The sequence below is a fragment of the Catellatospora sp. KI3 genome, from assembly GCF_029948125.1.
Taxonomy (GTDB): Bacteria; Actinomycetota; Actinomycetes; order Mycobacteriales; family Micromonosporaceae; genus Catellatospora.
Window position 1 is genome coordinate 299,340 of record NZ_JASAMB010000002.1, and the last position, 26,213, is coordinate 325,552.

18 protein-coding genes are annotated in these 26,213 nt (G+C 73.5%); 5 read left to right on the plus strand and 13 right to left on the minus strand.

The features are described 5' to 3' along the window. Positions 1-4 precede the first annotated feature (4 nt). From galT to QEZ54_RS05300, 4 genes are all read right to left on the minus strand, one after another. The gene (gene galT, locus QEZ54_RS05285; protein ID WP_281303309.1) at positions 5-1,036 is read right to left on the minus strand and encodes a galactose-1-phosphate uridylyltransferase; all 1,032 of its coding nucleotides are present in this window, start codon (positions 1,034-1,036) and stop codon (positions 5-7) included. A gap of 10 nt (positions 1,037-1,046) precedes the next feature. Then, complete coding sequence (locus tag QEZ54_RS05290) at positions 1,047-1,805, minus strand: DeoR/GlpR family DNA-binding transcription regulator (protein ID WP_281303310.1); 759 nt, start codon at positions 1,803-1,805, stop codon at positions 1,047-1,049. 82 nt (positions 1,806-1,887) lie between these two features. After that, positions 1,888-2,907: a glycosyltransferase family 2 protein gene (locus QEZ54_RS05295; protein ID WP_281303311.1), complete on the minus strand. Its 1,020-nt coding sequence runs from the start codon at positions 2,905-2,907 to the stop codon at positions 1,888-1,890. Next, positions 2,904-3,902: a sulfotransferase domain-containing protein gene (locus QEZ54_RS05300; protein ID WP_281303312.1), complete on the minus strand. Its 999-nt coding sequence runs from the start codon at positions 3,900-3,902 to the stop codon at positions 2,904-2,906. Before QEZ54_RS05300 ends, QEZ54_RS05295 begins: the two co-directional genes overlap by 4 nt. Before the next feature lie 121 nt (positions 3,903-4,023). Between QEZ54_RS05300 and QEZ54_RS05305 the strand changes: the two genes are divergently transcribed. After that, entirely contained in the window at positions 4,024-4,800 is a 777-nt protein-coding gene (locus QEZ54_RS05305; protein WP_281303313.1) for a WecB/TagA/CpsF family glycosyltransferase, read from the plus strand. Between the two features lie 450 nt (positions 4,801-5,250). Continuing rightward, a complete protein-coding gene (locus QEZ54_RS05310) occupies positions 5,251-5,484 on the plus strand; it encodes a DUF397 domain-containing protein (protein WP_281303314.1) in 234 nt (77 codons plus the stop codon). A 186-nt stretch (positions 5,485-5,670) separates the two neighbouring features. On the opposite strand, the gene QEZ54_RS05315 is transcribed toward QEZ54_RS05310, so the two are convergent. From QEZ54_RS05315 to QEZ54_RS05345, 7 genes are all read right to left on the minus strand, one after another. Beyond that, positions 5,671-6,615, minus strand: a complete 945-nt coding sequence (locus QEZ54_RS05315) for a glycosyl hydrolase (protein ID WP_281303315.1) — start codon at positions 6,613-6,615, stop codon at positions 5,671-5,673. Next, entirely contained in the window at positions 6,615-7,367 is a 753-nt protein-coding gene (locus QEZ54_RS05320) for an SAM-dependent methyltransferase (protein ID WP_281303316.1), read from the minus strand. The genes QEZ54_RS05315 and QEZ54_RS05320 overlap by 1 nt, the downstream gene beginning before the upstream one ends. Positions 7,368-7,386: 19 nt before the next feature. Continuing rightward, positions 7,387-8,970 (minus strand): MATE family efflux transporter, encoded by a 1,584-nt coding sequence (locus QEZ54_RS05325; RefSeq protein WP_281303317.1) that lies wholly within the window; start codon positions 8,968-8,970, stop codon positions 7,387-7,389. Continuing rightward, complete coding sequence (locus tag QEZ54_RS05330) at positions 8,967-9,839, minus strand: sulfotransferase domain-containing protein (RefSeq protein ID WP_281303318.1); 873 nt, start codon at positions 9,837-9,839, stop codon at positions 8,967-8,969. The genes QEZ54_RS05325 and QEZ54_RS05330 overlap by 4 nt, the downstream gene beginning before the upstream one ends. A gap of 31 nt (positions 9,840-9,870) precedes the next feature. Then, positions 9,871-11,127 carry a hypothetical protein gene (locus QEZ54_RS05335; protein ID WP_281303319.1) on the minus strand — a complete coding sequence of 419 codons (1,257 nt, stop codon included), beginning with the start codon at positions 11,125-11,127 and terminating at the stop codon, positions 9,871-9,873. Between the two features lie 126 nt (positions 11,128-11,253). Then, the gene (locus QEZ54_RS05340) at positions 11,254-12,633 is read right to left on the minus strand and encodes an O-antigen ligase family protein (protein ID WP_281303320.1); all 1,380 of its coding nucleotides are present in this window, start codon (positions 12,631-12,633) and stop codon (positions 11,254-11,256) included. Then, complete coding sequence (locus QEZ54_RS05345) at positions 12,630-14,312, minus strand: lipopolysaccharide biosynthesis protein (RefSeq protein WP_281303321.1); 1,683 nt, start codon at positions 14,310-14,312, stop codon at positions 12,630-12,632. The genes QEZ54_RS05340 and QEZ54_RS05345 overlap by 4 nt, the downstream gene beginning before the upstream one ends. A gap of 263 nt (positions 14,313-14,575) precedes the next feature. On the opposite strand from QEZ54_RS05345, the gene QEZ54_RS05350 reads away from it, so the two are divergent. After that, positions 14,576-17,170: a hypothetical protein gene (locus tag QEZ54_RS05350; protein WP_281303322.1), complete on the plus strand. Its 2,595-nt coding sequence runs from the start codon at positions 14,576-14,578 to the stop codon at positions 17,168-17,170. Here the strand turns inward: QEZ54_RS05350 and cysC are convergent. Beyond that, positions 17,167-18,684 (minus strand): adenylyl-sulfate kinase, encoded by a 1,518-nt coding sequence (gene cysC / locus QEZ54_RS05355; RefSeq protein WP_281303323.1) that lies wholly within the window; start codon positions 18,682-18,684, stop codon positions 17,167-17,169. The genes QEZ54_RS05350 and cysC overlap by 4 nt on opposite strands. A 177-nt stretch (positions 18,685-18,861) precedes the next feature. Beyond that, positions 18,862-21,663 carry a phosphoenolpyruvate carboxylase gene (gene ppc, locus QEZ54_RS05360; protein WP_281303554.1) on the minus strand — a complete coding sequence of 934 codons (2,802 nt, stop codon included), beginning with the start codon at positions 21,661-21,663 and terminating at the stop codon, positions 18,862-18,864. A 350-nt stretch (positions 21,664-22,013) separates the two neighbouring features. On the opposite strand from ppc, the gene mfd reads away from it, so the two are divergent. Both mfd and QEZ54_RS05370 read left to right on the plus strand, forming a co-directional pair. Next, entirely contained in the window at positions 22,014-25,586 is a 3,573-nt protein-coding gene (gene mfd / locus QEZ54_RS05365; protein ID WP_281303324.1) for a transcription-repair coupling factor, read from the plus strand. Further along, the gene (locus QEZ54_RS05370; protein WP_281303325.1) at positions 25,583-26,065 is read left to right on the plus strand and encodes a methylated-DNA--[protein]-cysteine S-methyltransferase; all 483 of its coding nucleotides are present in this window, start codon (positions 25,583-25,585) and stop codon (positions 26,063-26,065) included. The genes mfd and QEZ54_RS05370 overlap by 4 nt, the downstream gene beginning before the upstream one ends. Positions 26,066-26,213: the final 148 nt, after the last annotated feature.

Here is a 26,213-nt window from a genome sequence, read left to right on the forward strand (position 1 = left end):
GAATCTAGAGGTTCACAGCCCGTAGCGCAGCAGCCGCCTGCTCCGGCGCGATGTCGTTCACCCACGCGCCCATCGAGGACTCGGACCCGGCCAGGTATTTCAGCTTGCCGGGGGCGCGGCGGCTGCTGAAGATGCGCAGGTGCAGGTAGCCCAGCTCGCGGTCGGTCCGCACGGGCGCCTGGTGCCAGCCCGCGACGTACGGCATGGGCAGGTCGAACAGGCCGTCCAGGCGGCGGGCCACCTCGGACCACAGGGGCGCGCCCGCGTCGAGTTCGGTCTCGGTGAGCGCGGCGAGGTCGGGCACCTGGCGGTTCGGCGCGATGTGGATCTCGTACGGCCAGCGGGCGGCGTACGGGACGAAGGCGGTCCAGAACTCGTTGGCCGCCACCACCCGCTCGCCGGAGGAGCGTTCGGCGGCCAGGAGGTCGGCGTAGAGGTTGGTGCCGGTGCCCAGGTCCCGGTGGCGGCGGGCGGCGTCGAGGTACCGTCTGGTCACCGGGGTGACGTACGGGTAGCCGTAGATCTGGCCGTGCGGGTGGTGCAGCGTCACGCCGATCTCGACGCCCCGGTTCTCGAAGCAGAACACCTGCTCGACCCCGCCCAGGGCGGACAGCTCGGCGGTGCGGTCGGCCAGCACGCTGAGCAGGGTGCGTACGCGGGAGACGGGCAGTTCGCGGAAGGACGCGTCGTGGTCGGGGGAGAAGCAGACGACCTCGCAGCGGCCGGACTCGCCGGAGAAGGAGGGGAACCGGTTCTCGAACACCACCACGTCGTAGTCGTCGGCGGGCACCTCGGTCTGGAACTGCTCGGTCGACGGGCACAGCGGGCACTCGGCGGTCGAGGGCAGCAGCGGCCGCCCCTGCCGGTGCGCGGCGACGGCGACCCACTCGTCGGTCAGCGCGTCGAAGCGCAGCTGGGCCGGGGGTGGCGGCGGGGGCAGTTCGCGCTGGTCGACGGTGGCGCGGACCGCGTCGTCGCGCTCGTCGAAGTAGATGAGTTCACGGCCGTCGGCCATGGTGACGGAGGTTCGCTTCACGGCTCTCTCACTACTGGTCGGTCAGTTCGACGGCGCACAGCTCCCGTACCCCCTCGGGGGGTTCGGCGTCGGTGATGAGCAGGTGCGCCGCGGGCAGTGACGCGATCGAGGCGATGCCGAGGGTGTCCCACTTGGTGTGGTCGGCCACCACGATCAGGCGGCGGGTGGCGCGGATCAGCGCCCGGTCGGTCTCTGCTTCGAGCAGGTTCGGGGTGGTCAGCCCGGCCTCGACGCTCATTCCGTGCACCCCGAGGAACAGCTGGTCGACGTGCAGGTCGTGCAGCGCGGCGATGGCGATCGGGCCGACCAGGGCATCGGAGGGGGTACGGGTGCCGCCGGTGAGCACCACCGTCTGGTCTGGACGGCCGGAGCGGTAGAACACGTCGGCGACCGGGATCGAGTTGGTGACCACGGTCAGCCCCGGCACGTCGACCAGGCGCTGGGCGATGCGCACCGTGGTGGTGCCCGCCGACAGCGCGACGGCGCTGCCGGGCTGCACGTGCGCGGCGGCGGCCTCGGCCAGGGCGGCCTTCTCCGCGCGCTGGCGCTCGGCCTTGGCGGCGAAGCCGGGCTCGTCGGCGACGCCGGACGGGGGCGCGGTCGCCCCGCCGTGCACCTTGAGCACCAGGCCGCGCTCGGCCAGGACCTCCAGGTCGCGGCGGATGGTCATGTCGGAGACGCCGAGCTCGGCGACGAGGTCGGCCACGCGTACGCCGCCGGCCCGGCGGACCTGCGCGAGGATCGCCTGCTGGCGCTGCGGCGCGAGCACTCTGCCTCCCGAATTCACCAACTTCCAACAAGGTTCAACACCGTATCGTACGTCAGTGCGCACGGGCAATGGTGAGCGGTGCTCAGATGCCGTGCCCCCGGCGGTGCAGCGCGGTCAGCACCGTCTCCACCTTCACCGCACCCGCGATGGCGGCCAGCGCGATCGCGGCGCGCGGCTCGCGCCAGTTGTTGCGCACCGTCTCGCGGGTCCAGCGCCAGGCCTGCTTGCGGTCGCCCGCCGCCGCCGACCAGCACGCCAGCTGCCCGTAGACCCGGGCGGCCCCCGGCCGGCAGCCGGAGATCTCCGGGTGGCGCGCCATCATCCAGCGCAGCGAGGAGATCTTCGTCGTGTACTCGTACGCGTAGAAGCTGCTGCGTCCCCACAGCACCCGCACCAGCGGCTCGTCCACGTGCACGATCGGGTGCCGCCGGGCGGCCCGCAGCAGCAGGTCCCAGTCCTCGTTCTGGCTGCCCGGGGCGTCCTCGGCGACCTGGCCGATCACCCCGTCCTCCAGCAGCGCCTCGCGCAGCGCCAGGAAGCCCGACGAGTGCAGCATCGACATGCGCGAGCGGGACAGCTGCTCGACGGTGACCGAGTCGGTCCCGGCCAGGCGGGGGTGCACCTGCTGCTCGAACTCGACCTCCACGGCGCACGTCGCGAACTCCGCCCCGGGCGTACGCACCAGCGCGTCGACCTGCCGCCGCAGCTTCGACGGGTGCCACACGTCGTCGTCGTCGCAGAACGCGACCAGCTCGGTGTCCAGCGCCATGATGCCGGTGTTGCGCGCCCCGGCCAGGCCGGGCTGGCGCCAGTTGGCCAGCACCATCACCGGGTGGTCGGCGTCGTCGGCCAGCCGCCAGTCGGGCTCGGCCTGGTCGAACACCACGATGACGCGCAGCCGGCCCGGGTAGTCCTGCGCGCGTACCGCGGCCAGGGTGCGGCGCAGCAGCTCGGGGCGGTCGCGGGTCGGGATGACCACGCCGACCGTGGGCCAGTCGCGCGGGATCGGGGTCTGCTGCGGCACCGGCGCCCAGCCCGGTGCGGCGCCCGGGGCGGCCGGCCTGGTGTCGCGGAACCGTCCGGCGTTGGCCTTCGTCTTCATCGTCGCGCTCCTGTGCTGGTGTATTCGGAGTTGCCACGGCGCGCGCCCGGCAGCGGCGCGCTGCCCAGGGGGTAGCCGTACGCCTTGAGCAGCGGGGCGCAGACCGCGCCGACCAGGGCCCGCTGCCGGGGCAGCAGGCTGTCGCGCCAGGCGTCGTCGCGCCGCAGCAGCACCCGGCCGGTGGTGAACCGCATCGGGTTGCCCGCCGCGCTGTGCGCGCTGGTCAGCTCTACCGATTCGTGGTCCAGGAAGCTCAGGTCCATCACCGACGGATCGAGCCCGGCGAACGCGGCCACCCGGCGCACGCTGCCGACGGGGTCGGCCAGGAAGTCCTCGTACCGCAGCCGCCGCACCGCGACCCCGCGCCGCCGCAGCAGCCCGAACGCGGCGTTGTGCGCGTTCCACAGCAGGGCGCTGCGCGCCGGGGCGTAGCGGGTCATGTCGTCGGTGCCGTCGGCCTCCGGCCGCGCCACCTTCTTGGTCCACGAGTACGCCACCCCGCGCGCGTCCCGCACCACGTGCAGCACCCGCAGGTCCACCTCGTCGCAGTGGCGCAGGCAGTGCGCCAGCGCGCTGTGCTTGGACGAGTCGATCACGATGTTGGCGCCGGAGACCCGGGCCGCGGCGGCGTAGATCTTCGCGTAGTAGCCCGCGTACTCGGCGACCAGCGTGGTGAACTCCCCGGCGAACCGGCTCGACCCGGCCAGCCGCGGGATGTGCCGGGTCCGCTCGACCAGGTCGCGCAGCGCGAGGATGCGGTGCACGTCGACGCGGTGCCAGCCGCCGAAGGCGGAGATGCCCACGCGCTGCCAGAAGTCGCAGCCGGAGAAGCGCTGCCCGCAGCCGCAGCGCTCGTCGTCGCGCAGGTCGCGCTGCCACAGGTGGACGATCTCGCCCAGCGCGCAGACCCCGGGCAGTTCACCGAGCACCCGCTCGATCAGCGTCGTACCGCTGCGGCCGAGTCCGCCTAGGAAGAGCACCCTGGTCGTCGTCATCCGTCCCCCACTGGCCGCGTCGCCGGGTCGCGACGCGCTCACGGGGCATAACGAGGCAACTACGGTGTAGGTCTGTATTGTCCATTTCGTGGCTTTTACGGGGACTGTCTATGGCCGCCGCGTGCACCTCGCCGGGACCTGGTTCGACGCCGTGACCGAGGAGGCCGTCGCCGACCGCGTACTGGCAGCACTCGAACGCGGCGAAGGCGGCCGCATCATCACGCCGAACGTCGACATCATGCGCCTGGCCACCGGCCGCGGCCTGCGCGCCGCCGAGGTGCGGGGCTTCCTCGACGACGCCAGCATCATCGTCGCCGACGGCATGCCCCTGGTCTGGGCCAGCAGGATCGGCCGCAGCCCGCTACCCGAACGGGTGACCGGCTCCGGCCTCATCTGGAGCCTGTCGGCGGCCCTCGGCCGCGCCGGACGCTCCGTGTACGTGCTCGGCGGCTCCCCGCCCCGCTCCGACGGCGGCATGGACGGCGCGGTGAAGGCCGCCTCGGTGCTCGCTTCCGCCTGCCCCGGGCTTCGGATCGCGGGGCACGTCGCGCCGCCGTTCGGATTCGACCTGGACCCGGACGGCTGCGCGCGGGTGTACACCGACGTCATCGAGGCCAAGCCGGACCTGGTGTTCGTGGGGCTCGGGTTCCCGAAGCAGGAGCGGGTGATCGCGGATCTGCGGGCGGAGCTGCCCTTCACCTGGTTCCTCGGGTGCGGGGCGGCGGTCGGGTTCGTGGCGGGGGAGCTGCACCGGGCGCCGGGGTGGATGCAGCGCAGCGGCCTGGAGTGGGCCCACCGGCTCGCCCAGGAGCCGGGCCGGCTGGCCGGCCGCTACCTGGTCCGCGACATGCCCTACGCCGTACGCCTCCTCGCCGGCGCCGCCCTGCGCCGCCGGTAACCGATCCGCCCGCCGCGCCGCAGGCGGGCCCCTCGGGGCGCGCTTCCAGTCCAAGATCGCTATTCGCGGCCGCTTCCAGCGGAAGATCACTGTCTGGTGTCACTGTGCGCGCTTCAAGCCGACGTTATGACCCGAAGCGCTGATCTCCTGCGGAAGATCGGTGGTTCCGGTCGCGGTTGGGGCCCTCGCTCGGCCGCCGCGCCGCGCCGCACGCCACCGAGCAGCTCCCTGCCCGCCCGTCAGCCCGCCCGCCCGCCCGCCCGCGGGGCGGTGGCGTGGCGGCAGTTTCGGGGAAAGTGCACGAAATACGGCCAAGATTCCCGCAGTTTCCCCGAAACTGCACGGTGCACGACGGGGATGTGTCGATCGGAGATCCTTGTCGCGTGCCCCGAACGGGGGAATCGCCAGCGGTCAGGTGCCTTCGTCCTTGGCGCGTCTTATCCTGCGGTGGTGAGCAACGTCGATGCCAGCTGGGCCGATGGCGGCCGCAGCGATGCAGGTGGCGGGCAGTGTGTGGAGGTCCTGTTCGGGGCTGACACGGTTGCCGTGCGCGATTCCGGCAACCCCGACGGCCCGATGCTGGCCTTCTCCCGCGACTCCTGGCAGTCCTTCCTCGACGCCGTGAAATCGGGCGACCTCGACCTGATCGCACAACGCGGCGACCGCGTCTCCGCCGACGCCTGACGCCACCCGTCAACCGCAAAGGCCCCGCCGTACCCCCGGCGATCATTCACGCTGCCCATGCGCCCACACCGCCGCCGTCGAGCCGCGCCGCCCGCCGCGCCGCCACTGCCACTGCCACTGCCGCCCGCTAGGTGATCACGGTGCCAGGGTGGGGACACGCCGTCGGGCACGTCCATAGGTTCATGATCAACGGGACATGGACTGGCGGAGGGCGGTGAGGGGGAGGGGGTCGTGGCGGAGGGAGAACTGGCCGGTGGGTTGGCGGTCGTCGGGGTCGGACTCGAAGTACAGGGTGGCGCGGATCTGGGGGTTGGCGGTGAAGACTGCCGCTGCCTCGGTGAGCCAGGTGGCGCGTTGGGTGGGGGACCAGGCGCGGGCTACGCCGTACTCGCCGATCATGATGGGTCTCGGGTGGGCGGCGGCCCAGCGGAGGAAGGGTTCGAGGAGGTCGGCCATGGGGGTCAGGGCGGTGCCGGCGTAGGCGTCGACGCAGGTCCAGTCGACCTGGTCGTCGCCGGGGTAGTAGGCGGGGGCGCGGCCGGAGGCGAAGCCCTCGACGGTCGGGCACCAGACCCAGGCGGCGTTGGTGACGCCCTCGGCGGCGAACAGCTCCCGGGTGCGGCGCCAGGCGGCGACGAACTCGTGCGGCGAGCCGACCTCGACGACCAGGTTGGGGCGGTCCATCTCCCAGCGCAGCCGCAGCAGCACCGGGGCGTCGAGGTCGCGGACCTGGCGGGCCCGCTCGCGGATCGCCGCGTCGTGCTGCCCGGTCAGCACCTCGGCGCTGTCGGCGCCGGTCCAGCTCAGCATCAGGGTGGCCCCGGCGTCGCGGAACCGCCGGTCCGAGACGGTCCCGATCTCCTCGTGCATGCGCCGGTACGTGTTGACGATGTCCAGCCGTCGGCCGAGCTGCTGCTCGAAGTCCTGCACGGCCGCGAAGCGGCCCGCCTGGGTGAGGCTGTCGGGGCGTACCCAGGCGCCCACCAGCGCGCCGCCGCGCGGGACCGGCACGGGGCCGGTGGCGAGGCCGGTGTCCGTCGCGATGCGCGGCGGGACCGGGGTGGTCGTGCCGCAGGTGGCGAGGGTCAGCGCGGCCGCGATCGCGGCGGCGGCGCGCAGCAGGCGGAGCATCAGTCGTGCGCCCGGGTGCGACGGGCGACGTACAGCACGTTCACCGCCCAGCGGCCGCCCCAGCCGGTGCGGGCGCACACGTCGTCGAGGACGCGGGCCAGGCCGCGCAGCCACGGGCGGCCGTACCAGCCCTGGGTGAACAGGGCGAAGCCGCGCCGCTCGACGACGGTGAAGCCGTGCCGGTCCAGCAGTTCGGCGACCTCGGTGTGGTCGAGTTCGGCGAACCAGGGCGAGCCGGCGTGGCGGTGGTGGCGCAGGTGCCGCAGCGAGTGCCGGTTGCCGTGGTTCTCCACCACGAGCAGGCCCGCGTCGTAGTTGGGCAGCACCTTGGCCGAGAACGCGATGGCCCGCTCGCGCACCTCGGGCTCGACGTTGAGCAGCAGCCGGAAGATGGTGACCAGCGCGGGGGCCTCGGTGGGCTGCGGGTCGGGCACCTCGCCGGCGGACTCGACCAGGTGCAGCTCCGCGTACGAGCCGACCTCCTCGGCCTTGGCCAGCATCGCCGCCGAGGTGTCGTACCCGTGGGCGCCGCGGACCAGGCCGTGCAGGATGCGGATGGCGCGGCCGGTGCCGCAGGCGAAGTCGTGCTGCACCGGGCGCCGGTAGGGGAACGCGCGTTTGGCGAGTCTGCGCAGGTAGGCGCGTTGGCGTCGATTGATCGCCGAGGCGTAGCTGTCCGGGGCGTATACGACGTGCTCGTACTTCTCGACCGTCGCCTCGTCCTGGAAGATCTCGGTGTAGTCGGCGCGCATGCGGTGCGGGTCCTATCTTCTAGCGGGTTGGCTGGCCCCGGCGCTTGCCGGGGGTGGTCGTGGGCCGGGCGGCCTTGAGCAGGGCGGCGAGCCCCAGCCGGTCCCGGAAGGTGCGCAGGCCGCCGACGTACACACCGGTGGCCAGGGCCAGCGTCGCGCCGGTGCCCAGCGCGGTGGCGGGCAGCGCCAGCCGGGCCAGCCAGGGCAGCAGGCCGAAGCTGGCCAGGGCCAGCCCCATCGCGGTGCGGGTGGCGCCACCGAACGGGTGCAGGCCCAGGGCGCCCGCGAGCTGCGCCAGCGGCACCAGGTTGTTGACCGCCACCGCGGCGGCCAGGCCGTAGGCGGCGCCGAGCACGCCGAGCCGGGGGATGGTGTACAGGTCGATGGCGACCATGACGGCCAGCGCCAGCAGTACGTTGGCGAGGTTCCAGGTGGTCCGCCCGGCCATCGACAGCACCATGTCGACCATGCCGCAGCCGGTGCCGATCAGCATCGCCACCGCGAGCACCCGCACCGCCGGAGCGGCCGAGACGTACGAGCCGCCGAAGACGCTCAGGTAGACGTCGGCGTAGTCCCACACCAGCAGGTGCAGCGGCCAGCAGATGAGCACCAGCCACGCCGTCGCGGTCTGGTAGAGCCGCTTGGCCCCGGCCCGGTCGCCGACGGACAGGGTCTCGGCCAGCCTCGGCTGCACCGCCTGCGCGATCGAGCCGTTGGCCAGCTGCCCGAGCACGATGAACCGCCCGGCCACCGCGTACGCCGCGGCGGGTGCCAGCCCGGCCAGCCCGGCGACCATCAGCACGTCCACCCGCTGCAGCGCGGTCTGCGCCGAGTTGGCCAGCGCGCGGGGCGCCGTGTAGCGCCAGAACGCCGAGGTTACGCTGCGCCCCTCGATCCGGGCGGCCAGCCGCTCGCGCCGGTCCAGCAGCGGTTCGCGCTGCCAGCGCCGCCACACCAGGTACGCCGCGAGCAGCACCACCGGCGCGTACGGCAGCACCCAGGCCAGCGCCCAGGTGGAGGTGGACAGCACCGCCCCGCCGGACACCGCGAGCACGGCCAGCGCGCCGACGCCGCACAGCTGCATCGCCGGGCGCAGGATCTTGTCGAGCAGCACCGTCGGCCGCATCTCGCGGTAGCCGCGGGTGGCCGCCAGCAGCGCGTCGGTCAGCGCCGCCAGCGGCATGAACACGGCCAGCGCCGAGAGCGGGGCGGCGTACTCGGGGACGAAGTGCGCGGCGGTCAGCCATACCCCCGCCGCCAGGATCGTGCCCAGCACGGCGACCGGCACCAGCCCGGCGCGCAGGCACGCGCCGATCAGCTCGGGCCGCCCCTGGGCCCGCAGCCGGGCCGGCCAGTAGACCAGCGCGGTCGAGGTGCCGAGCCGGGCCACCCCGCCGACCAGCACGAACGCCGACGTGGCGGCGAAGAACGAGCCGGCCGAGTCGGGGCCGAGGCCCCGCGCGACCAGCCAGGTCACGCCGACCCCGGCGACCCCGGCCAGCGCCGCCCCGGCCAGGTTGGCCAGGCCGCCCCGGGCGACGCCGGAGACCCCGGCGGGCTCCGGCGCCGTGGTGGGCGCGGGAGCCAGCAGCTGGCCGGTCACTCGCGCCAGCTCGGGGTGTGGCCCAGCCACTGCGCCAGCTCGGCGTCGTGCGGGGCGTAGTGGGCGCGCAGTTCGGTACGCAGCCGGGCGGGCATCGGCGCCGTGCGCGGCCGGGCGTTGTGCTGCCCGAAGTCGGGGTAGCCCAGCAGCGGCAGCCCGAGGAAGTCGAGCACCTGGTCGTACGCGGCGGCCGGGTCGGTGAAGAACCGCTCGCTCTCCAGCACCAGGATCCGCTCGCGCGGCACCTCCCGCACGAGCCGCCGCAGGTAGACGGCGTACTCGCCGCGGGCGCGGTAGCCGTGGTGCTGGTGCGAGAACGAGTACGCGTGCTGGTCGGCGAGCATCCGCTCGCGCTGCCCGCGCAGCCGCGCGGGCTCCAGGTCCAGCGCGGCGGCGAAGTCGGCCGTGGTCTCGAAGCCGCGGGCCAGCTCGTGCGCGTGCTGGGAGTAGGCGCGCTCGACCGGGTCGCGGACCAGCACGATCAGCTTCACACCGGGCAGGTCGCGGGCGATGCGCCCGGCCGCGTGCGGGTGGTACAGGTAGTACGGGCTGGACTCGAAGGTCTGCACCGGCACGCCCAGCTCGCGCTCCACCCGGGTGGCGGTGCGCCGCAGCGGGAAGTGCCCCTGGTACCAGGCCAGCCCCCGGTGGTAGCTGGTGTCGAAGTAGTGCACGCCCTTGTGCAGCACCGCCTTGAGCACGGCCGGGTGGGCGGCCATGGCGCGGTACAGCGAGGTGGTGCCGCAGCGCTGGCCGCCGCAGATCAGGAACGAGGGCAGCATCCGCGCGCCCGAGGTCAGCCACCCGACCGACCGGGAGCCGAGGTGGACGACCTTCTTCACCGACTCCGGCACGTGCGTCGACTTCACTGCTGCCTCCTCGGGCGGTCCAGGCGACGGGTCACAGGTGGGCGACCTTGCGGATGAGTACGGGCAGCAGCCACGTCCCCAGCACCCCCAGCCGGGCGCCCGCCTCGGCCTGCCGGTCGCTGAGGTACCGGGTGGCCAGGTCGGCCAGGTACAGCAGGGCCACCACCTCGGCGCTGCCGGGCACCACCTCGAACGGCTCCAGCAGGGCGGGCGCGCGGCGTACCGTGCCCTCGACCGCGGTCTGCGGGTCGGTCCCGTCCTGGAGCTGCCGCTGCAGGTCGTAGTGGACGGCGTCGAAGCCCAGCGGCACCCCGGGGGTGAACCGCTCCCAGTCCCAGACCAGCAGCGAGTCGTTGAGGTTGGCCATGTTCCACGGCGCCCAGTCGCCGTGCCAGGCGCCGTAGCGCAGGCTCAGCTCGGAGCAGCGCTCGACCAGGAAGCGGGCCGCCTGCGACAGCTGGGCCACCTCCGGGGCGGCCCGGTCGGCGGCGGCGGTGTCGGCCTCCAGCTGGCACAGCCGGTTGCGCAGGTCCGCCCAGTACGGGCTGGTGGCCAGCCAGCCCTGGGTCAACCCGCACGCGGCGGCGACCTCGGCCATCGCCCGCTGCAGCCGGGCCGGGGTGAGCACGGCGCGCGGCTGCCACACCGGCAGCGCCGACTGCACCAGCACCTGGGTGCCGCGCCACTGCCCGGCGTGCAGGATGCTCGGCACGGTCACCTCGGACAGCTGCACGTGCGACAGCGCGGACAGCGCGGCGGTCTCGGCGCGCACCAGCCGCCGGGTGAGCGGGCCGACGCCGAGCTTGGCGAAGCCGATAGTCTGCCCGTCCGGGCTGATCAGCTGCAGCACCGGCTTGCGGTTGGCCCGCGCGGGTCCGATGTGGATGCTGACGCGTACGTCGGTGCCCAGCGCCTGGCGCAGGAACGCGTCGATGGTGTCGCCGCCCCCGGCCGGGCTGGTCAGCCGGACCCGGTCGCGCAGCACCGCGGGCCAGGCACCGGACTGCAGCGCCATGGCGACGGCGTCGCGCTTGAACTTGGCCAGGCGGCTCTGCGGCTCGGCGAAGCGGCGCACCGCGGCGGCCGCGACGCGGCGCGAGCCCAGCGGCACCAGCAGCTTGGGCCGGCGCGCGTCGGGGATCACGACGTACTCCGCGACGCGGGTGCCGGGGGCGCCGGTGCTGGAGCACTGCGGGTAGAGCAGCTGCAGCACCTCGCGCAGGAACTGCCCGCGCAGCTGCGCGTCGGACCGGGTGAGCTGGGCCGGGGCGGTGCTGATCGGGCTCATGCGGCCGACCTCAGGTTCTGCTCGCCCACGCCGAATCCTCCCGATTTTGTCCGTTATGTCCTCCGGGCTCAACGGAGGAGCCCGGGGATCGGTGCGGGGAATCGGGGCGCGAAAAGGACGGCCGGGTCAGGCGGCCGAGCGGGTCTGCTCGTTGCGCCACAGCAGCACGTACCCGAGGAAGGTGAACGCCAGCGGCGTGACCAGGGAGTTGTACCAGAGCGCGGCCACGAACGAGCCGGTGATCGCGGCCGTGGCCGCCAACCCGATCGGGGACCGGTCGCGCCGGAACCGCCACAGCGCGAACCCGAAGAACCCGAAGTAGGTGACCGTGCCCGCCAGCCCGTGCGCGAACAGCAGCTGCCACAGCTGGCCGTTGCCGCCCACGGTGAAGTTGCCGCAGCGCTCGCACGCCGCTGACTCGCCGACGGTGATCGAGTTGCGGCCGCCCACGGTGTTGCGGGTCGAGCCGAAGCCGAGCACCGGCGACTCGGCGAACCCGGCCAGCGCCCGCTCGGTGAGGAACATGCGGACGCCGTTGGACTTGCCGTTGTCCATCCGCCGCTCGACCACGCCGCCCAGCGGGGTGGCGGCCAGCGCCACCACCAGCCCGGCGCCGACTACGCCCAGCGCCACGAGCGCGCGGACGCGTCCGGCCAGCGCCTGGCGGACCGCGACGAACACCGCCGCGACGCCCAGACCGATCCACAGGCCGCGGTTGAGCGAGTGGACCACCGGGATGACCGACAGCACCAGCGTGGCCACCGCCAGCACCCGGGTGCGCACCGAGGTCCGGTACGCGAACACGGCCACCACGAACCACACCACCAGCAGGCAGAAGTTGTTGCCCCAGGTGTTGGTGTAGCCCCACGGCGCGGCCGGGCGGGGCAGCGGGTCGCCGACCAGGTCCATGATCTGCGCCGCGTACGGGTGGACCAGCGACTTCACGAAGCTCTTGCCGCGTACGCCGTCGGGCAGCAGCAGCTCGAACGGCGAGGTGAACTCGAACGACCCCGCGAACGTGCCCAGCAGCCCGCCCGCGACGGTCACCGCGAACAGCCAGCCCAGCAGGTTCACCAGCCGCCGCTGGGTCAGCACGGCGGTGGACAGGTTCCCGGCGTAGACCAGCAGGACGGTCAGGGCGGCGTACTGGATCAGGCGGAACGCCACCGCGGTGATCCGGTCGCCGAACCCGGCGACGACGGTCCCCTCCGGATCGACGTCCAGCACCGCCAGCCCGGCCACGACCGTCGCGCAGAACGACAGCCACAGCCAGAAGCCGGGCGGCAGCCGCACCGGTCGGCCCGAGGTGTGGCGGCGCCACAGCTGCACCGCCATCGGTACGGCGGCCATCGGGAAGATCAGCACGCCCAGGCCCAGCGCCCACCACAGCGGATACAGCGCCAGCAGCAGCGTGAGCGGCCAGCCGGGCCCCAGCAGCGACCGGAACCCGGTGCGCGCGGGCGGGGGACCGGCGGGCAGTGCGGTGACCGGGGCCAGGGCGGTCACCGGGGGTGCGCCTCGTCCAGCTCGGCCAGCTCGGAGGCGTCGACCGGGGCGAGCATGATGGTCTGGTCCTCGCCGCGCGGCTTGTGGCCGTTGGTGTGCGGGTCCGGCTCGGGCGCGGCGGTCTCGACCAGCGCGGGCTCGGGCGTGGCGGCGGGCTTGCGGCGGGCGCGGTGCGCCAGCTTCGGCATGACCACGCCGCCCAGCAGCACCGTGCCGACCCGGCGCAGCTGCTCGGCCGCGTCGGACAGCTGCGGGCGGCGGGTGCGCCGCAGCTCGACCGCGACGATCGCCGCGTCGGCGAGGCTGGCCAGGCTCTGCGCGTCGGCGCTGGCCGCGGTCGACGGGGCCTCGATGACCAGGTAGTCGGCGTGGGCCCGCAGCGTCGCCACGATGTCGCGCAGGGCGTGCGACTGCAGCATGCCCGCGGCGGTGGCGGTGCCGCCGGTGGTGATGACGTGCAGCGAGGGGGTACGCGCCGCGCGCTGCGTCGCCTCGGCCAGGTTGACCCGGCCCGCGAGCAGGTCGGACAGGCCCGGCGTCGGGGCGACCCCGAGCAGCTGCGCCAGCGGCGCGCTCTCGGCCAGCGTGTCGGGCACCTGCGCTCCGATCAGTACCACCTCGGCCCCCGTCCGCGACAGCGCCGCGGCCAGGTTCGCCGCCACCAGCGTCGCGGCCGGGCCGCGGCTGGCCCCGGTCACCACCACGACCTGCTCGCCCGGCTTGAGCGCGGCGACCACCTCGTTGCGCAGCCGGTTGAAGGCCCGCCCGCCGGGGCTGAACGGGGTGAACACCTCGGTGCAGCTCTTGCCCTTGCCCGACACCGTGCCCAGCACGTCGATCCCGGCCCGGACCAGGTCGCGGCCGCCGTGCACGCGCCGGTCCAGCCGCTGGCGCAGCGCGGCCAGGCCCAGCCCGGCGAGCAGCCCCAGCAGGGCGCCCGCGGCGTAGTTGACGGCCGGGTTCGGCTTGACCGGGCGGCTGGGCACCCGCGCCTCCTGGATGATCACGCCCGCGTTGACCGTCTCGGTGGCCAGCGCGTTGACCCTGTTGTTGAGCTGGTTGATCTGGTTCACCGTGGTGTCGCGCTGGCTGTCCAGCGAGGCGTACGCGCTGCTGTTGGAGTGCAGCCCGCTCAGCTTGCCGTTGATGTCGGTGAGGTCGTCGCTCAGCTCCTTGAGCTTGGCCCGCAGCGCGTCGGCCTGCCGGGTCAGCTCGGCCTTGGCGTTGCCCTCCCGGTTGGCCAGGTAGGACTGCGCGAACGCGTGGGCACCCGCCTGCGCCTCCAGCGGGTCGCCCGCGGTGTACTCGACCTGCAGCACCGACGTGTTCGGCGGCACCTCGACCGAGACCGACGCGCCGAGCACGTCGACGTCCTGGCGGTTCAGCAGCTTGGCTGCCCCGGCCACGACCGGCGTCGAGCGCAGCAGCTGCGCCTCGGTGTCCAGGTTGATCTCGTCGCGGGTACGGCCGCCGGAGACGTTGGCGTCCAGCCCGGCGGGCCGGACCAGCACCGAGGCGGCCGACACGTACTCGCGCGGCAGCGACTGGTTGTAGGCGGCGCCCGCGGCCACCCCCAGCGCGGTGAGCACCACCGCGATCCACCAGTGGCGGCGCAGCAGGCCGAGGTAGTCGCTCATGTCGTACGACGAGGGGGGTGACCCGGCGTAAGTCGCTTCCACGGCGTGGGCCCTTCTGGCGGCGGTATGACGTCCGGTGGGGTCAACGGTCCGGGTGCAGCGACGTAACTGCGCACAAGGTCCGATAAACTGACAAACATGCGTTATCGCAGCTAGAACGCTATATAGGGATGAAATATCTCAGCGCTGCTTTGACGCCAAAAAGCTCCCAAACCTTCCTAAACGGATATGATGCCCTCGAGGATACGCACAACTGGACATAAATCCAGCTCGCGTACCGGGGGCTTCGGGGGAAGGGGCGAGCGATGAGCAAGACCCGCGTCGGCATCGCGATCACCGTCAGCATGTCGGTTCTGGCTTCGGCGGTCCTGCTCGGACTGCTGGGCGGGGCGCTGACCCCGCCGCCTGCCCGCGTCTCGGTCACCGAGGACGCGTACACCCTGAGCACCGCGCCCACCGCCGGTGCCGGCCGCCAGGTCTACCTCACCGCGGGCGGCTACAAGGGCGGAGCGGCGGTCAGCTACCTGAAGTTCCACGTGCAGCTGCCCGAGGGGCGGCGCCCCGACCGGATCTGGCTGTGGCTCGGCCGCCACAGCGGCACGCTGCCGCGCGTGGTCGAGCTGACCCAGGTGCCCGACACCCGGTGGCGCCAGAGCACGCTCACCGCCGCCACCGCGCCGCGCCTGGGCAACGTCGTCTCCTCGGTCACGCCCGGCCGCTACGACCGCGCCGTCGCCTTCGACATCACCCGGGTCGTCAACGGCTCCGGCTGGTACGCCTTCGCGGTGACCGCGCCGACCGGCAACCAGCTGGCCTACTTCGTCGCGGCGGAGGCAGGTGCCACCAGCACCGGCCCGCCCACGATCACCTTCGAGTGGAACGCCCTGCCCAGCACGGGCAGCACGCTGCCCGGGGTACCGTCGCCCACGGCGACCGCTTCCGCCACGGCCGCCGCGAGCGCGCAGCCCGGCGGCACCGCCACGACGACACCGGCCGCCGATCCGATCGGGACGCCCACCCTGACGCCGGACCCGGCCGACCCGTCGCCGGCCGACCCGTCGCCGAGCGACGATCAGACCAGCAGCAGCGAACCGGTCCCGGGCAGCCCGGAGCCGAGCGAGTCGCCCGAGGGGCCCGCGCAGGAGCCGGAGCCCAGCCCGGCCGTCTCGACCGAGCCGAGCGCCGGCACCTGGCCCGCGCCGTCCGATTCGGCCGAGCCCAGCCCGGAGCCGAGCCCCCTTCCCGACCCGTCCACCTCGGTCGGCCCGGTCGACCTGCCCGAGCCGTCGACCGCGCCCAGCGTCACCCCGTGGCCGGACTCGTCCTACTCGCCCAGCGAGCAGCCCTGGCCGTCCGCCTCGCCCAGCGCCGACCCGTGGCCGTCCGCCTCGCCCAGCGTGGACCCGTGGCCGTCCGCGTCGCCGGTGGTCGACCCGTGGCCGACGGACGAGCCGACGACCGGCGAGGAGCCCTCCTCGGGCCCCAGCCCGACCGACCTGCCCTCGCCGGCCGACCCCGGCACGGACCCGTCCGCCGAGCCCCTGCCCAGCGTCGACCCCGTGCCGAGTGTCGACCCCGTGCCGAGCATCGAACCTCAGCCCAGCACCGAGCCCGCGCCGAGCACCGAGCCTGAGCCGAGCATCGAACCTGAGCCGAGCATCGAGCCTGCGCCTAGCGTCGAACCTCAGCCGAGCGTCGAACCTCAGCCGAGCGCCGAGCCCAGTCCGGATCCCACCCTCGACCCGCAGCCCAGCGCCGAGCCGAGCACCGACCCCGGCACTGAGCCGGGTCCCGAGCCCAGCGTCGAGCCCGAGCCGAGCACCGCGCCCGAGCCCAGCGCGGAACCGAGCGCCGAGCCGCAGCCGAGTGCTGAGCCGAGCGCCGGACCCAGCACCGGGCCGAGCACCGGGCCCAGCCCGTCGACCGGGCCGGAACTGCCGGCGGACTGCGTGATCGGGGCGAACCTGGTGCCCACCTGCGGCGCGCTGTGGGGGGTCGCCGCCGGCGCCCACACCCGGCAGAACCGCATCGAGGCCCTGTACGAGTTCGAGCGCCGCACCGACCGCCGCCAGGTCATCTACCACGCGTACCACCGGGGCACCGAGCTGTTCCCGACCGCGGAGGAGCTGTCCATCACCAAGGACCCGCAGCAGCGGCGGATCCTGTTCCTCAACTGGAAGCCGCAGCAGGCGAACTGGGCCCAGATCGCCGCGGGCGACCGGGGCACCGAGGCCTACCTCGACCGGCTTGCCGCCCACATCAAGAGCTCGCTGACCGAGCCGTTCTTCTTCACGATGAACCACGAGCCCGAGAACGACGTGGTCAACCGGCCCGGGTCGGGCATGACCGCCCTGGACTACGCCGCCGCGTTCCGGCAGGTGGTGACCGGTCTGCGCCAGCGCGGCGTGTCCAACCTGGTCTCGGTGATGTGCTACATGGCCTTCGTGCCGTGGAACGTGAAGGGCTGGTTCGAGCAGCTGTACCCCGGCGACGACGTGGTCGACTGGGTGGCCTGGGACACCTACGCCTACAGCGAGCCCGGCTACGGCTACGGCGACTTCGCCGAGATGATGAACCGGGTCTCCGGCAGCCGCAAGGACTGGCCCGGCTTCTACAACTGGGCCGCGACGTCCTTCCCGGACAAGCCGCTGATGCTGGGCGAGTGGGGGGTGTGGCACTCCGCCCGCAACCCGCTGCACCAGTCGGAGTTCTTCGACTCGGCCCGGCTGCAGCTGGAGTCGTTCCCGCGGCTGAAGGCGCTGGTCTACTTCGAGTCGCCCAGCGCCGAGGGGCGCAGCTCGATGATCGACGACACCCCGGCCGGGCTGGCCTCGTTCCAGCGGTTCAGCCAGCACCCGGCCTTCGACATCGACACCCTCCCGCTGGGCCGCCGGCGCTAGCGGGGATTGATCCAGCCTTCGTCGGCGAGGTACGCGAGTACCTCGCCGACGGCGTCTTCGATGGTGCCGGCCGAGGTGTCGAGGACCAGTTCGGCGTCGGTCGGCACCTCGTACGGGTCGTCGATGCCGGTCATGCCGGTGAGCTGCCCGGCGCGGGCGCGGGCGTAGAGGCCCTTGCGGTCGCGCTGCTCGCACACCTCCAGCGGGGTGGCGACGTAGACCAGCACGAAGTCGGCCCCGGCGGCCACCGCCATCCTCCGCACCGTGGCGCGGGCGCTGGCGTACGGCGCGATCGGGCAGGCCACGGCCAGGCCGCCGTGCCGGGCCACCTCGGCGGCGACCCAGCCGATGCGGCGGATGTTCAGGTCGCGGTCGGCCTTGCTGAATCCCAGCCCGGCCGACAGTTCGCGGCGCACCACGTCGCCGTCGAGCACGGTGAGGCTGCGCTCGCCCGTCTCCAGCAGCGCGTCGGCGACCCCGCGCGCCACCGTGGACTTGCCGGAGCCGCTGAAGCCGGTGAAGAACAGGACCAGGCCCCGCTGGCGGCGCGGCGGCCGGGAGCGGGTCAGCTCGCGGGCGACCGCGGGCGGGGTGTGCCACTCCGGCAGCGGCAGGCCGTCGTCGAGCAGGCCGGCGATCTCCTCGTCGGTGAGCGCGATCCGCTCGAACCGCTCGGGCACCTCGTCGCGGTCGCGCCACTGGCCGTCGCGGCTGTCGTACACCAGCTCGCGCGGGATGAGCACGCGCGGGCCGGCGCCGGTCATCGCACCGGGCGTGCCGAGCAGGTGGGTCACCCCGTACGCCGCGGCGACCTTGGCGCGGACCAGGGCGTCGGTGATCTCGTTGCCCCGGTCGACCAGGGGCACGGCCACGATGATCGGGTCGTGCATCCGGTCCCGGGCGGCCAGCACGCAGCGCACCAGCGCCTCGGCGGTCAGCCCGTCCGGGCCGGGCGCGCCGACCGGGACCAGCACCAGCAGCTGCGCGTTGAGCTGCCGGGCGGCGTGGTTGAGCTGGGCCAGCTGCGGGCGGTGCAGCGGGCGGTCGGCGAAGAAGCCGAGCACGCGCGGGGCGGTGATCAGCCCGTGCACCCGCTCGGTGGGCACGCGCAGGCGCGCGAACGGGGCACGGCCGCCGTCACCGGTGCGGGTGACCGGCCCGGCCACCCCGACCCAGCCCTCGCGGGCGGGCCACACCTCCGTCACGTCCAGGCGCGCCACCGGGGCGCCCTCGGGGTCGGTCAGCAGCAGCGGGGGCCGGTCGGCGACGTCGATGCCGTCGAGCATGCCCGCGGGCACCTCCAGCTTGACCGGCAGCGGCCAGGGCCGCCCGTCGCCCAGGCGCGCCGTAGCCGCCACCGAACGCAGGTCGTCGCGGCCGAGGAACCCGCCCAGCGGCGCGTACGCCCCGCTGAGCAGCAGCTCCAGATCGGACAGCTCCGTCGGGTTCGGGGTCCACGACGGTGCGCCCCGCAACGCCTCGTCGCTCACCACTCGCTCGCTCCGCTCGCTCACGATCGCTCCTGCCTCCCCGACTTCCGGCCGGTCCACTCCTTCGCGCCACTCGCGTCGTCGCGAGACTAGCGCCCCTCCGTGACCGACAGGTGACAAGTGTGGCAGCAGGACGCACCCCGGTCGAGTGCACCCGCTGGGAGAACCGTGTGAGTCGCCTGAGCGGACTCAAAACGCAGGTCAGCCGGTGTTGCGCATGCCGGCGGCGATGCCGTTGACGGTCGTCAGCAGCGCCCGCTCCAGGGTCGGGTCGGTGGTGGGGGCCCGGCGGCTGCCCGGGGCGGTCGCGATCGCCCGCCCGGCCATCCCGGCGTCGCGGTACTGGCGCAGCATCGCCACCTGGAGGTGGTGCAGCGGCTCCAGGTAGGTGTCGCGCACGGCCAGGGTGCGCCGGAGCACCGGCTGGGCGTCGAGCAGGGCGGGTTCGCCGGTGATGGCGAGCACCTCGGCGACGCTGCGCTCGTACTCCTCCTCGATCGTGCCGAAGATGTGCCGCAGCGGCTCGGGGACCAGCGTCTGCACGTAGCCCCGGGCGATGGTGAGGTCGGTCTTGGCCAGCATCATCTCGACGTTGGACAGGAACGTGCGGAAGAAGTGCCAGCGCTCGTGCATCTCGCGCAGCCGGTCCGACAGCCCCGCCTCGCGCGCGGCGGCCAGGCCGGTGCCGACGCCGAACCACCCGGGCACGATCTGCCGGGTCTGGGTCCAGCCGAACACCCACGGGATGGCCCGCAGGCCGCCCAGGCCCGCGCCGGAGTCCGGCCGCTTGGCCGGGCGGGAGCCGATGTTGAGGGCGCCGAGCAGCTCCGTCGGCGTCGCCGCCCAGAAGTACTCCGGCAGCTGCTCGTTCTCGACCAGCTCGCGGTACTTGCCGAAGGCGGCGTCGGAGACGGTGCTCATCGCCGCGTCCCACTCGGCCAGCGCCTCCTCGGGCTGGCGGGGCGCGGTGTGCAGCAGCGTCGCCTGGAGCACCGCCGCCACGGTCAGCTCCAGGTTCTCCCGGGCCAGCGCGGGCAGCGTGTACTTGTCGGAGATGACCTCGCCCTGCTCGGTGACCTTGATGGCACCGTCGAGCGTGCCGTACGGCTGGGCCAGGATCGCCTCGTGGGTGGGGCCGCCGCCCCGGCCGACGGTGCCGCCCCGGCCGTGGAACAGCCGCAGCCGCACGCCGTGCTTGGCGGCGATGTCGCGCAGCGAGCGCTGCGCCTTGTGGATGGCCCACTGGCTGGTGGTGATGCCGGCCTCCTTGTTGGAGTCGGAGTAGCCCAGCATCACCTCCTGCACGTCCCCGCGCGCCCGCACGATCGCCCGGTACGGCGCGAGGCTGAGCAGCTCGTCCAGGATCTGGCCACCGGCCTGCAGCTCGGCGACGGTCTCCAGCAGCGGCACGAACCCGATGGAGGCGCGCGGCGCGTTCGGGTCGACCAGACCCGCCTCGCGCCCCAGCACCGCCGCCGCCAGCACGTCGTCGACGCCCCGCGTCATCGAGATGATGTACGACTCCACGACGTCCTCGCCGAACAGCTCCTGCGCCGAGCGGATCGTGCCGAACACGTCGAACGTCTTGCGGGCCGCGTCGGTCAGCGGGCTGTCCGCGCTGGACAGCGGCCGCCGCCCGGTCAGCTCCTTGGCCAGCAGCGCGATGCGCTCCTGCCGCCCCAGCATGGCGTAGTTGCTGACCTCGCCGACCTGCGCGTAGAGCTGCGCCAGCACCGCGTGGTGCGCGTCGGCGTGCTCGCGCACGTCCATCACGGCCAGGTGCAGCCCGAACGCGCTCACGGTCCGGATCGCCGAGGCCAGGCGGCCCACCGCGGTCAGCTGCCCGGCGTTGCGGGCCAGCGACGCGCGCATCAGCTCCAGATCGGCGATCAGCTCGCGGGTGCCCCGGTAGTCGCGGCCGGACACGTGCGCGGTGCCGGCCGCCAGCCGGGCCCGGGTGTTGGCCAGCTTGGCGCGGATGCAGCGCGCCTTCAGCCGGTACGGCTCCTCGGCGTTGACGCGGCGGAACCGGTCGGTCACCTCCGGCAGCGCGTCCAGGTCCTTGGCCAGGCTCGCGGACAGGTCCAGCGACACCCCGCGCATGCGGCGCGACACCGACACCTCGTTGATCAGGTCCTCCAGCGCCGCCTCGACCGCGCGGATGCCGTGCTCGTGCTGGAGCAGGAGCACGTCGCGGGTGACCGTCGGCGTTACGTACGGGTTGCCGTCGCGGTCGCCGCCGATCCAGGTGCCGAACGTGAGCGGGCGCGAGGTCGGCGCGGTCTCGACACCGAGCCGCTTCAGCGTCTCGGCCAGGTCGTCCAGCACCCGGGGGGCGGCGTCGTCGTACAGGTCGCGCAGGTAGTAGACGGCGTTGCGGGCCTCGTCGGTCGGGTCGGGCCGGTCCAGCCGCAGCTCGTCGGTCTGCCACAGCAGGTCCAGCACCTCGGCCAGCCGGTTGTCGCGCAGCGACGACTCGCCGTAGAGGGCGTTGGCCGCGTACTCGGCGTCGAGCTCGTCGGCGATGGCGCGCAGCTTGGTCAGGATGGACCGGCGCGCGGCCTCGGTGGGGTGCGCGGTGAACACCGGCCGGATCGCCAGGCGGCGCGCGGCGGCGGCGATCTCGCTGGCCGGCACGTTGCGCTCGGCGATCAGCTTCGCCGCCCCGTCGAGCCAGCCGCCGTGCACGGCGCGGCGGCGGCGCAGTTCGCGGGCCCGGTGCACCTGCTCGGTGATGTTGGCCAGGTGGAAGTAGGTGGAGAAGGCGCGGGCCAGCAGGGTGGCGGTGGAGACGTCGAGCGCGCCGAGCTTGATCGCGGCGGATTCGGCGTCGCTGCGCACCAGCGCGCGCACCTCTTCGACCAGGTCGAGCAGGCCGCGGCCCTCCTGACGGGCCAGCGTCTGGCCCAGCAGGGTGCCCAGGCGGCGGATGTCGGCGCGGAGCGCGGCGTCGGCGACGTCGGCGGCCTCACCGGCGGCGTCGAGTTCCGGATCGTAGGTCAGCTCAGTCACCGCTGGTCCTTCCGCGTCATGTCCCTCTTCGTGCAGTGAAGGACGACGCTGTCCGACCTGAACTCTAGCCCGCAGCGGCCCTGATCGGCGCTGTGACGCGGACCATCCCACATTCCGCGATCACGCCTCGTGAGGCCACGCGCTTCGTGCAGTTTCCGGGAAAGTGCACGAATACCGGCCTCGATACCTGCAGTTTCTCCGAAACCGCACCAAAGCTGCGGGTGGCGCGCGGGTAGGAAAGGGAAGGAGGGGGACGAGGGGGCGGAGTAGGGTGGGCGCAGGACCCCGCACCTTTCTGGCTGCGGGGCGATTCGGCGTGGCCGAACGTGGAAGGCGTACCCGTGAACCTCACCGGACTGCTCGAAGCCGCTCTCACCGACCCGGCGCTGGCCCGTACCGCACAACTGGCCCGGACCGAACCGGAGCTGGACCTGACCGCGCCCGCCTCGGCCCGGCCGTTCCTGGTCGCCGCGGCCGCGGCCGCGCGCCCGCTGCTGGTGGTCACCGCGACCAGCCGCGAGGCCGAGGACCTGGCCGACGCGCTCGGCGCGTTCGTCGACCGGGACACCGTCGCGGTCTACCCGGCCTGGGAGACGCTGCCGCACGAGCGCCTGTCGCCGCGCTCGGACACCGTCGGCCGCCGCCTGGCCGTGCTGCGCCGCCTGGCCCACCCCGCGGACGCCGGACCGCTGCGCATCGTCGTCGCGCCGGTCCGCAGCGCACTTCAGCCGCAGCTCAAGGGCCTGGGCGACCTGAACCCGATCGACCTGCGCCCCGGCGACTCGGCGCCGCTGGACGAGCTGACCCACACCCTGCACGACCTCGCGTACGCCCGCGTCGACCTGGTGACCAAGCGCGGCGAGTTCGCGGTGCGCGGCGGCATCCTCGACGTCTTCCCGCCCACCGACGAGCACCCGTCCCGGGTCGAGTTCTGGGGCGACGAGGTGGAGGAGATCCGCACCTTCGCGGTGGCCGACCAGCGGACCATCGACAAGGTCGACCGGCTGTGGGCGCCGCCGTGCCGCGAGCTGCTGCTCACCCCGGACGTGCGGGCCCGCGCGGCGCGGCTGGCCGCCGACCACCCGGCGCTGGAGGAGATGCTGACCAAGCTCGCCGAGGGCATCCCGGTCGAGGGCATGGAGTCGCTGTCCCCGGCGCTGCACGCGGGCGGCGACAGCATGCAGCTGCTGCTGGACTGCGTACCGGCGGAGACGCTGGTGCTGCTGGCGGATCCGGAGCGGATCCGCACCCGCGCCCACGACCTGGTCCGGACCTCGGCGGAGTTCCTGGAGGCGAGCTGGGCCGCGGCCGCCGTCGGCGGCAAGGCCCCGATCGACCTCGGCGCCGCCGCCTTCAAGACCCTCGCCGAGGTACGGCAGCACGCCGCCGACCTGGGCCTGCCCTGGTGGACGGTGTCCCCGTTCGGCCTGGTGGAGACCGAGCGCCCGGCCGGGGCGGCCGACGAGCCGTGGCTGGACGCGCCCGAGGTGCACGTCGCCCCGGACACCGCCACCGTGCTGACCTGGGCCGCCACCCAGCCGCAGCTGTACCACGGCGACACCGCGAAGGTGCTCGCCGACCTGCGCGGCTGGCTGGCCGAGGGGTGGCGGGTGGCGCTGGTCTTCGAGGGCCACGGCCCGGCCAACCGCTCCGTCGAGGTGCTGCGCGACGCGGGCCTGGGCGCGGTGCTGGTCGACGAGATCGCCGACGTCCCGCCGCCGAACCAGGTGCTCGTCTCCTGCGGCCCGCTGCGGCAGGGCCTGGTCGCACCGGGTGCGAAGCTGGCCGTGGTCACCGGGTCGGAGATCTCCGGCGGGCGCGGCAGCGCCACCCGCGAGCTGGGCCGGATGCCCTCGCGCCGGCGCAACACCATCGACCCGCTGGAGCTGCGCGCGGGCGACTTCGTGGTGCACGAGCAGCACGGCATCGGCAAGTACGTCGAGCTGGTGCAGCGCAAGGTCAACGGCGCCGACCGGGAGTACCTGGTCATCGAGTACGCCTCCAGCAAGCGCGGCCAGCCCGGCGACCGCCTGTTCGTGCCCACCGACGCCCTGGACCAGCTGTCGCGCTACGTCGGCGGCGAGCAGCCGACCCTGCACAAGATGGGCGGCGCGGACTGGCAGAAGGCCAAGGCGCGCGCCCGCAAGGCGGTCAAGGAGATCGCCGCGCAGCTGATCCAGCTGTACGCCGCGCGCCAGGCCGCGCCCGGCCACGCGTTCGGCCCCGACACGCCCTGGCAGCGCGAGCTGGAGGACGCGTTCCCGTACCAGGAGACGCCGGACCAGCTGTCGGCGATCGAAGAGGTCAAGGCCGACATGGAGAAGACGGCCCCGATGGACCGGCTGATCTGCGGCGACGTCGGCTACGGCAAGACCGAGATCGCGGTACGGGCGGCGTTCAAGGCGGTGCAGGACGGCAAGCAGGTCGCCGTGCTCGTCCCGACGACGCTGCTGGCCCAGCAGCACTACAACACGTTCTCCGACCGGATGGCGCAGTTCCCGGTGGTGCTGCGGCAGCTGTCGCGCTTCGCCACCCCGAAGGAGGCCGAGGAGACGCTGGCGATGACGGCCGACGGCCGCGCCGACATCGTCATCGGCACCCACCGGCTGATCCAGAAGAGCACCCGGTTCAGCAAGCTCGGGCTGGTCATCGTCGACGAGGAGCAGCGGTTCGGCGTCGAGCACAAGGAGCGCCTGAAGGAGATGCGCACCAACGTCGACATGCTGAGCATGTCGGCGACGCCGATCCCGCGCACCCTGGAGATGTCGATCACCGGCATCCGCGAGATGTCCCAGATCACGACGCCGCCGGAGGAGCGCCACCCGGTGCTCACCTACGTCGGGGCGTACGACGACAAGCAGGTCGCCGCCGCGATCCACCGCGAGCTGCTGCGCGACGGCCAGGTCTTCTACCTGCACAACCGGGTCGAGACGATCGACAAGGCGGTGCGGCGCCTGCGCGAGCTGGTGCCCGAGGCGCGCGTGGTCGCCGCGCACGGCCAGATGGGCGAGGACGCGCTGGAGAAGGTGATGGTCGGCTTCTGGGAGAAGGAGTACGACGTCCTGGTCGCCACCACCATCATCGAGTCCGGCATCGACATCCCGAACGCCAACACCCTGATCCTGGAGCGGGCCGACCTGCTCGGCCTGGCCCAGCTGCACCAGATCCGGGGCCGGGTCGGCCGGGGCCGCGAGCGCGCCTACGCCTACTTCCTCTACCCGCCGGAGAAGCCGCTCACCGAGCAGGCGCACGAGCGCCTGGCCACCATCGCCCAGCACACCGAGCTCGGCGCGGGCATGTACGTGGCGATGAAGGACCTGGAGATCCGGGGCGCGGGCAACCTGCTCGGCGGCGAGCAGTCCGGCCACATCGAGGGCGTCGGCTTCGACCTGTACGTGCGCATGGTCGGCGAGGCGGTGCAGCAGTTCAAGGGCGGCGGCAAGGGCGAGGAGGAGGCGGCCGAAGTCAAGATCGACCTGCCGGTCGACGCGCACCTGCCGCACGACTACATCGACTCCGAGCGGCTGCGCCTGGAGATCTACCGCAAGCTGGCCTCGGCCCGCGACGAGGTGGCGCTGCAGGAGGTGGTGGCCGAGCTGACCGACCGCTACGGCGAGCCGCCCGCCCCGGTGGCGAACCTGGTCGCGGTCGCCAAGCTGCGCCTGGCCGTGCGGCAGTACGGCCTGACCGAGATCTCGATGCAGGGCCGGCACATCCGGTTCAGCCCGCTCGAACTGCCCGACTCCCGCCAGCTGCGGCTCAAGCGGTACCACCCCGACGCCGTGTACAAGCAGGTCGCGGGGCAGGTCAGCGTGCCCGTGCCGACCAACCGCCGGGTCGGCGGCGAGCCGCTGCGCGACCAGCAGCTGCTCGACTGGTGCGTGCAGCTGCTCAAGGACGTGCTCGGCTCATGACCGTGCGCTGGACCGTGGTGGACACGCCGATCGGCCCGCTGAGCTGCGCGGTCGACGACCTCGGGCTGTGCGCGCTGCAGTTCGGCAAGCTGGACGTGGTCGTGGACGCCGACCGGCGGCTGGACGCGGTCGCCGGGCAGCTGCACGCGTACTTCGCCGGGGAGCTGGTCGAGTTCACGCTGCCGGTGTCGGTCCGGCGCGGCAGCGACTTCGAACGGGCGGTGTGGGCGCAGCTGTCGCGCATCCCGTACGGCGAGACGCTGACGTACGGGGAGGTGGCCCGCGCGATCGGGGAGCCGGACGCGGCGCGGGCGGTCGGCGTGGCCTGCAACCGCAACCCGGTCGCGGTGGTGGTGCCGTGCCACCGGGTGGTCGGCGCGGGCGGCAAGCTGGTCGGCTTCGGCGGGGGCCTGCCCCGCAAGCGCCAGCTCCTGGAACTCGAAGCCCGCGTCCGCATGGAGCACGACTGGCTCGCCTGACCCCCGTTCTTGAATTGACGCTGGCCTATCCAGAGGACGAAATCGCGAGAATCGTGCTCTAGATAGGCCACCGTCAATGCTAAGTCGGCGCCGTCGAGGGCCTGGGGGCGCCTCGGGGGACTCGGGCGCGGTGGGTGAGGTCGGGGCG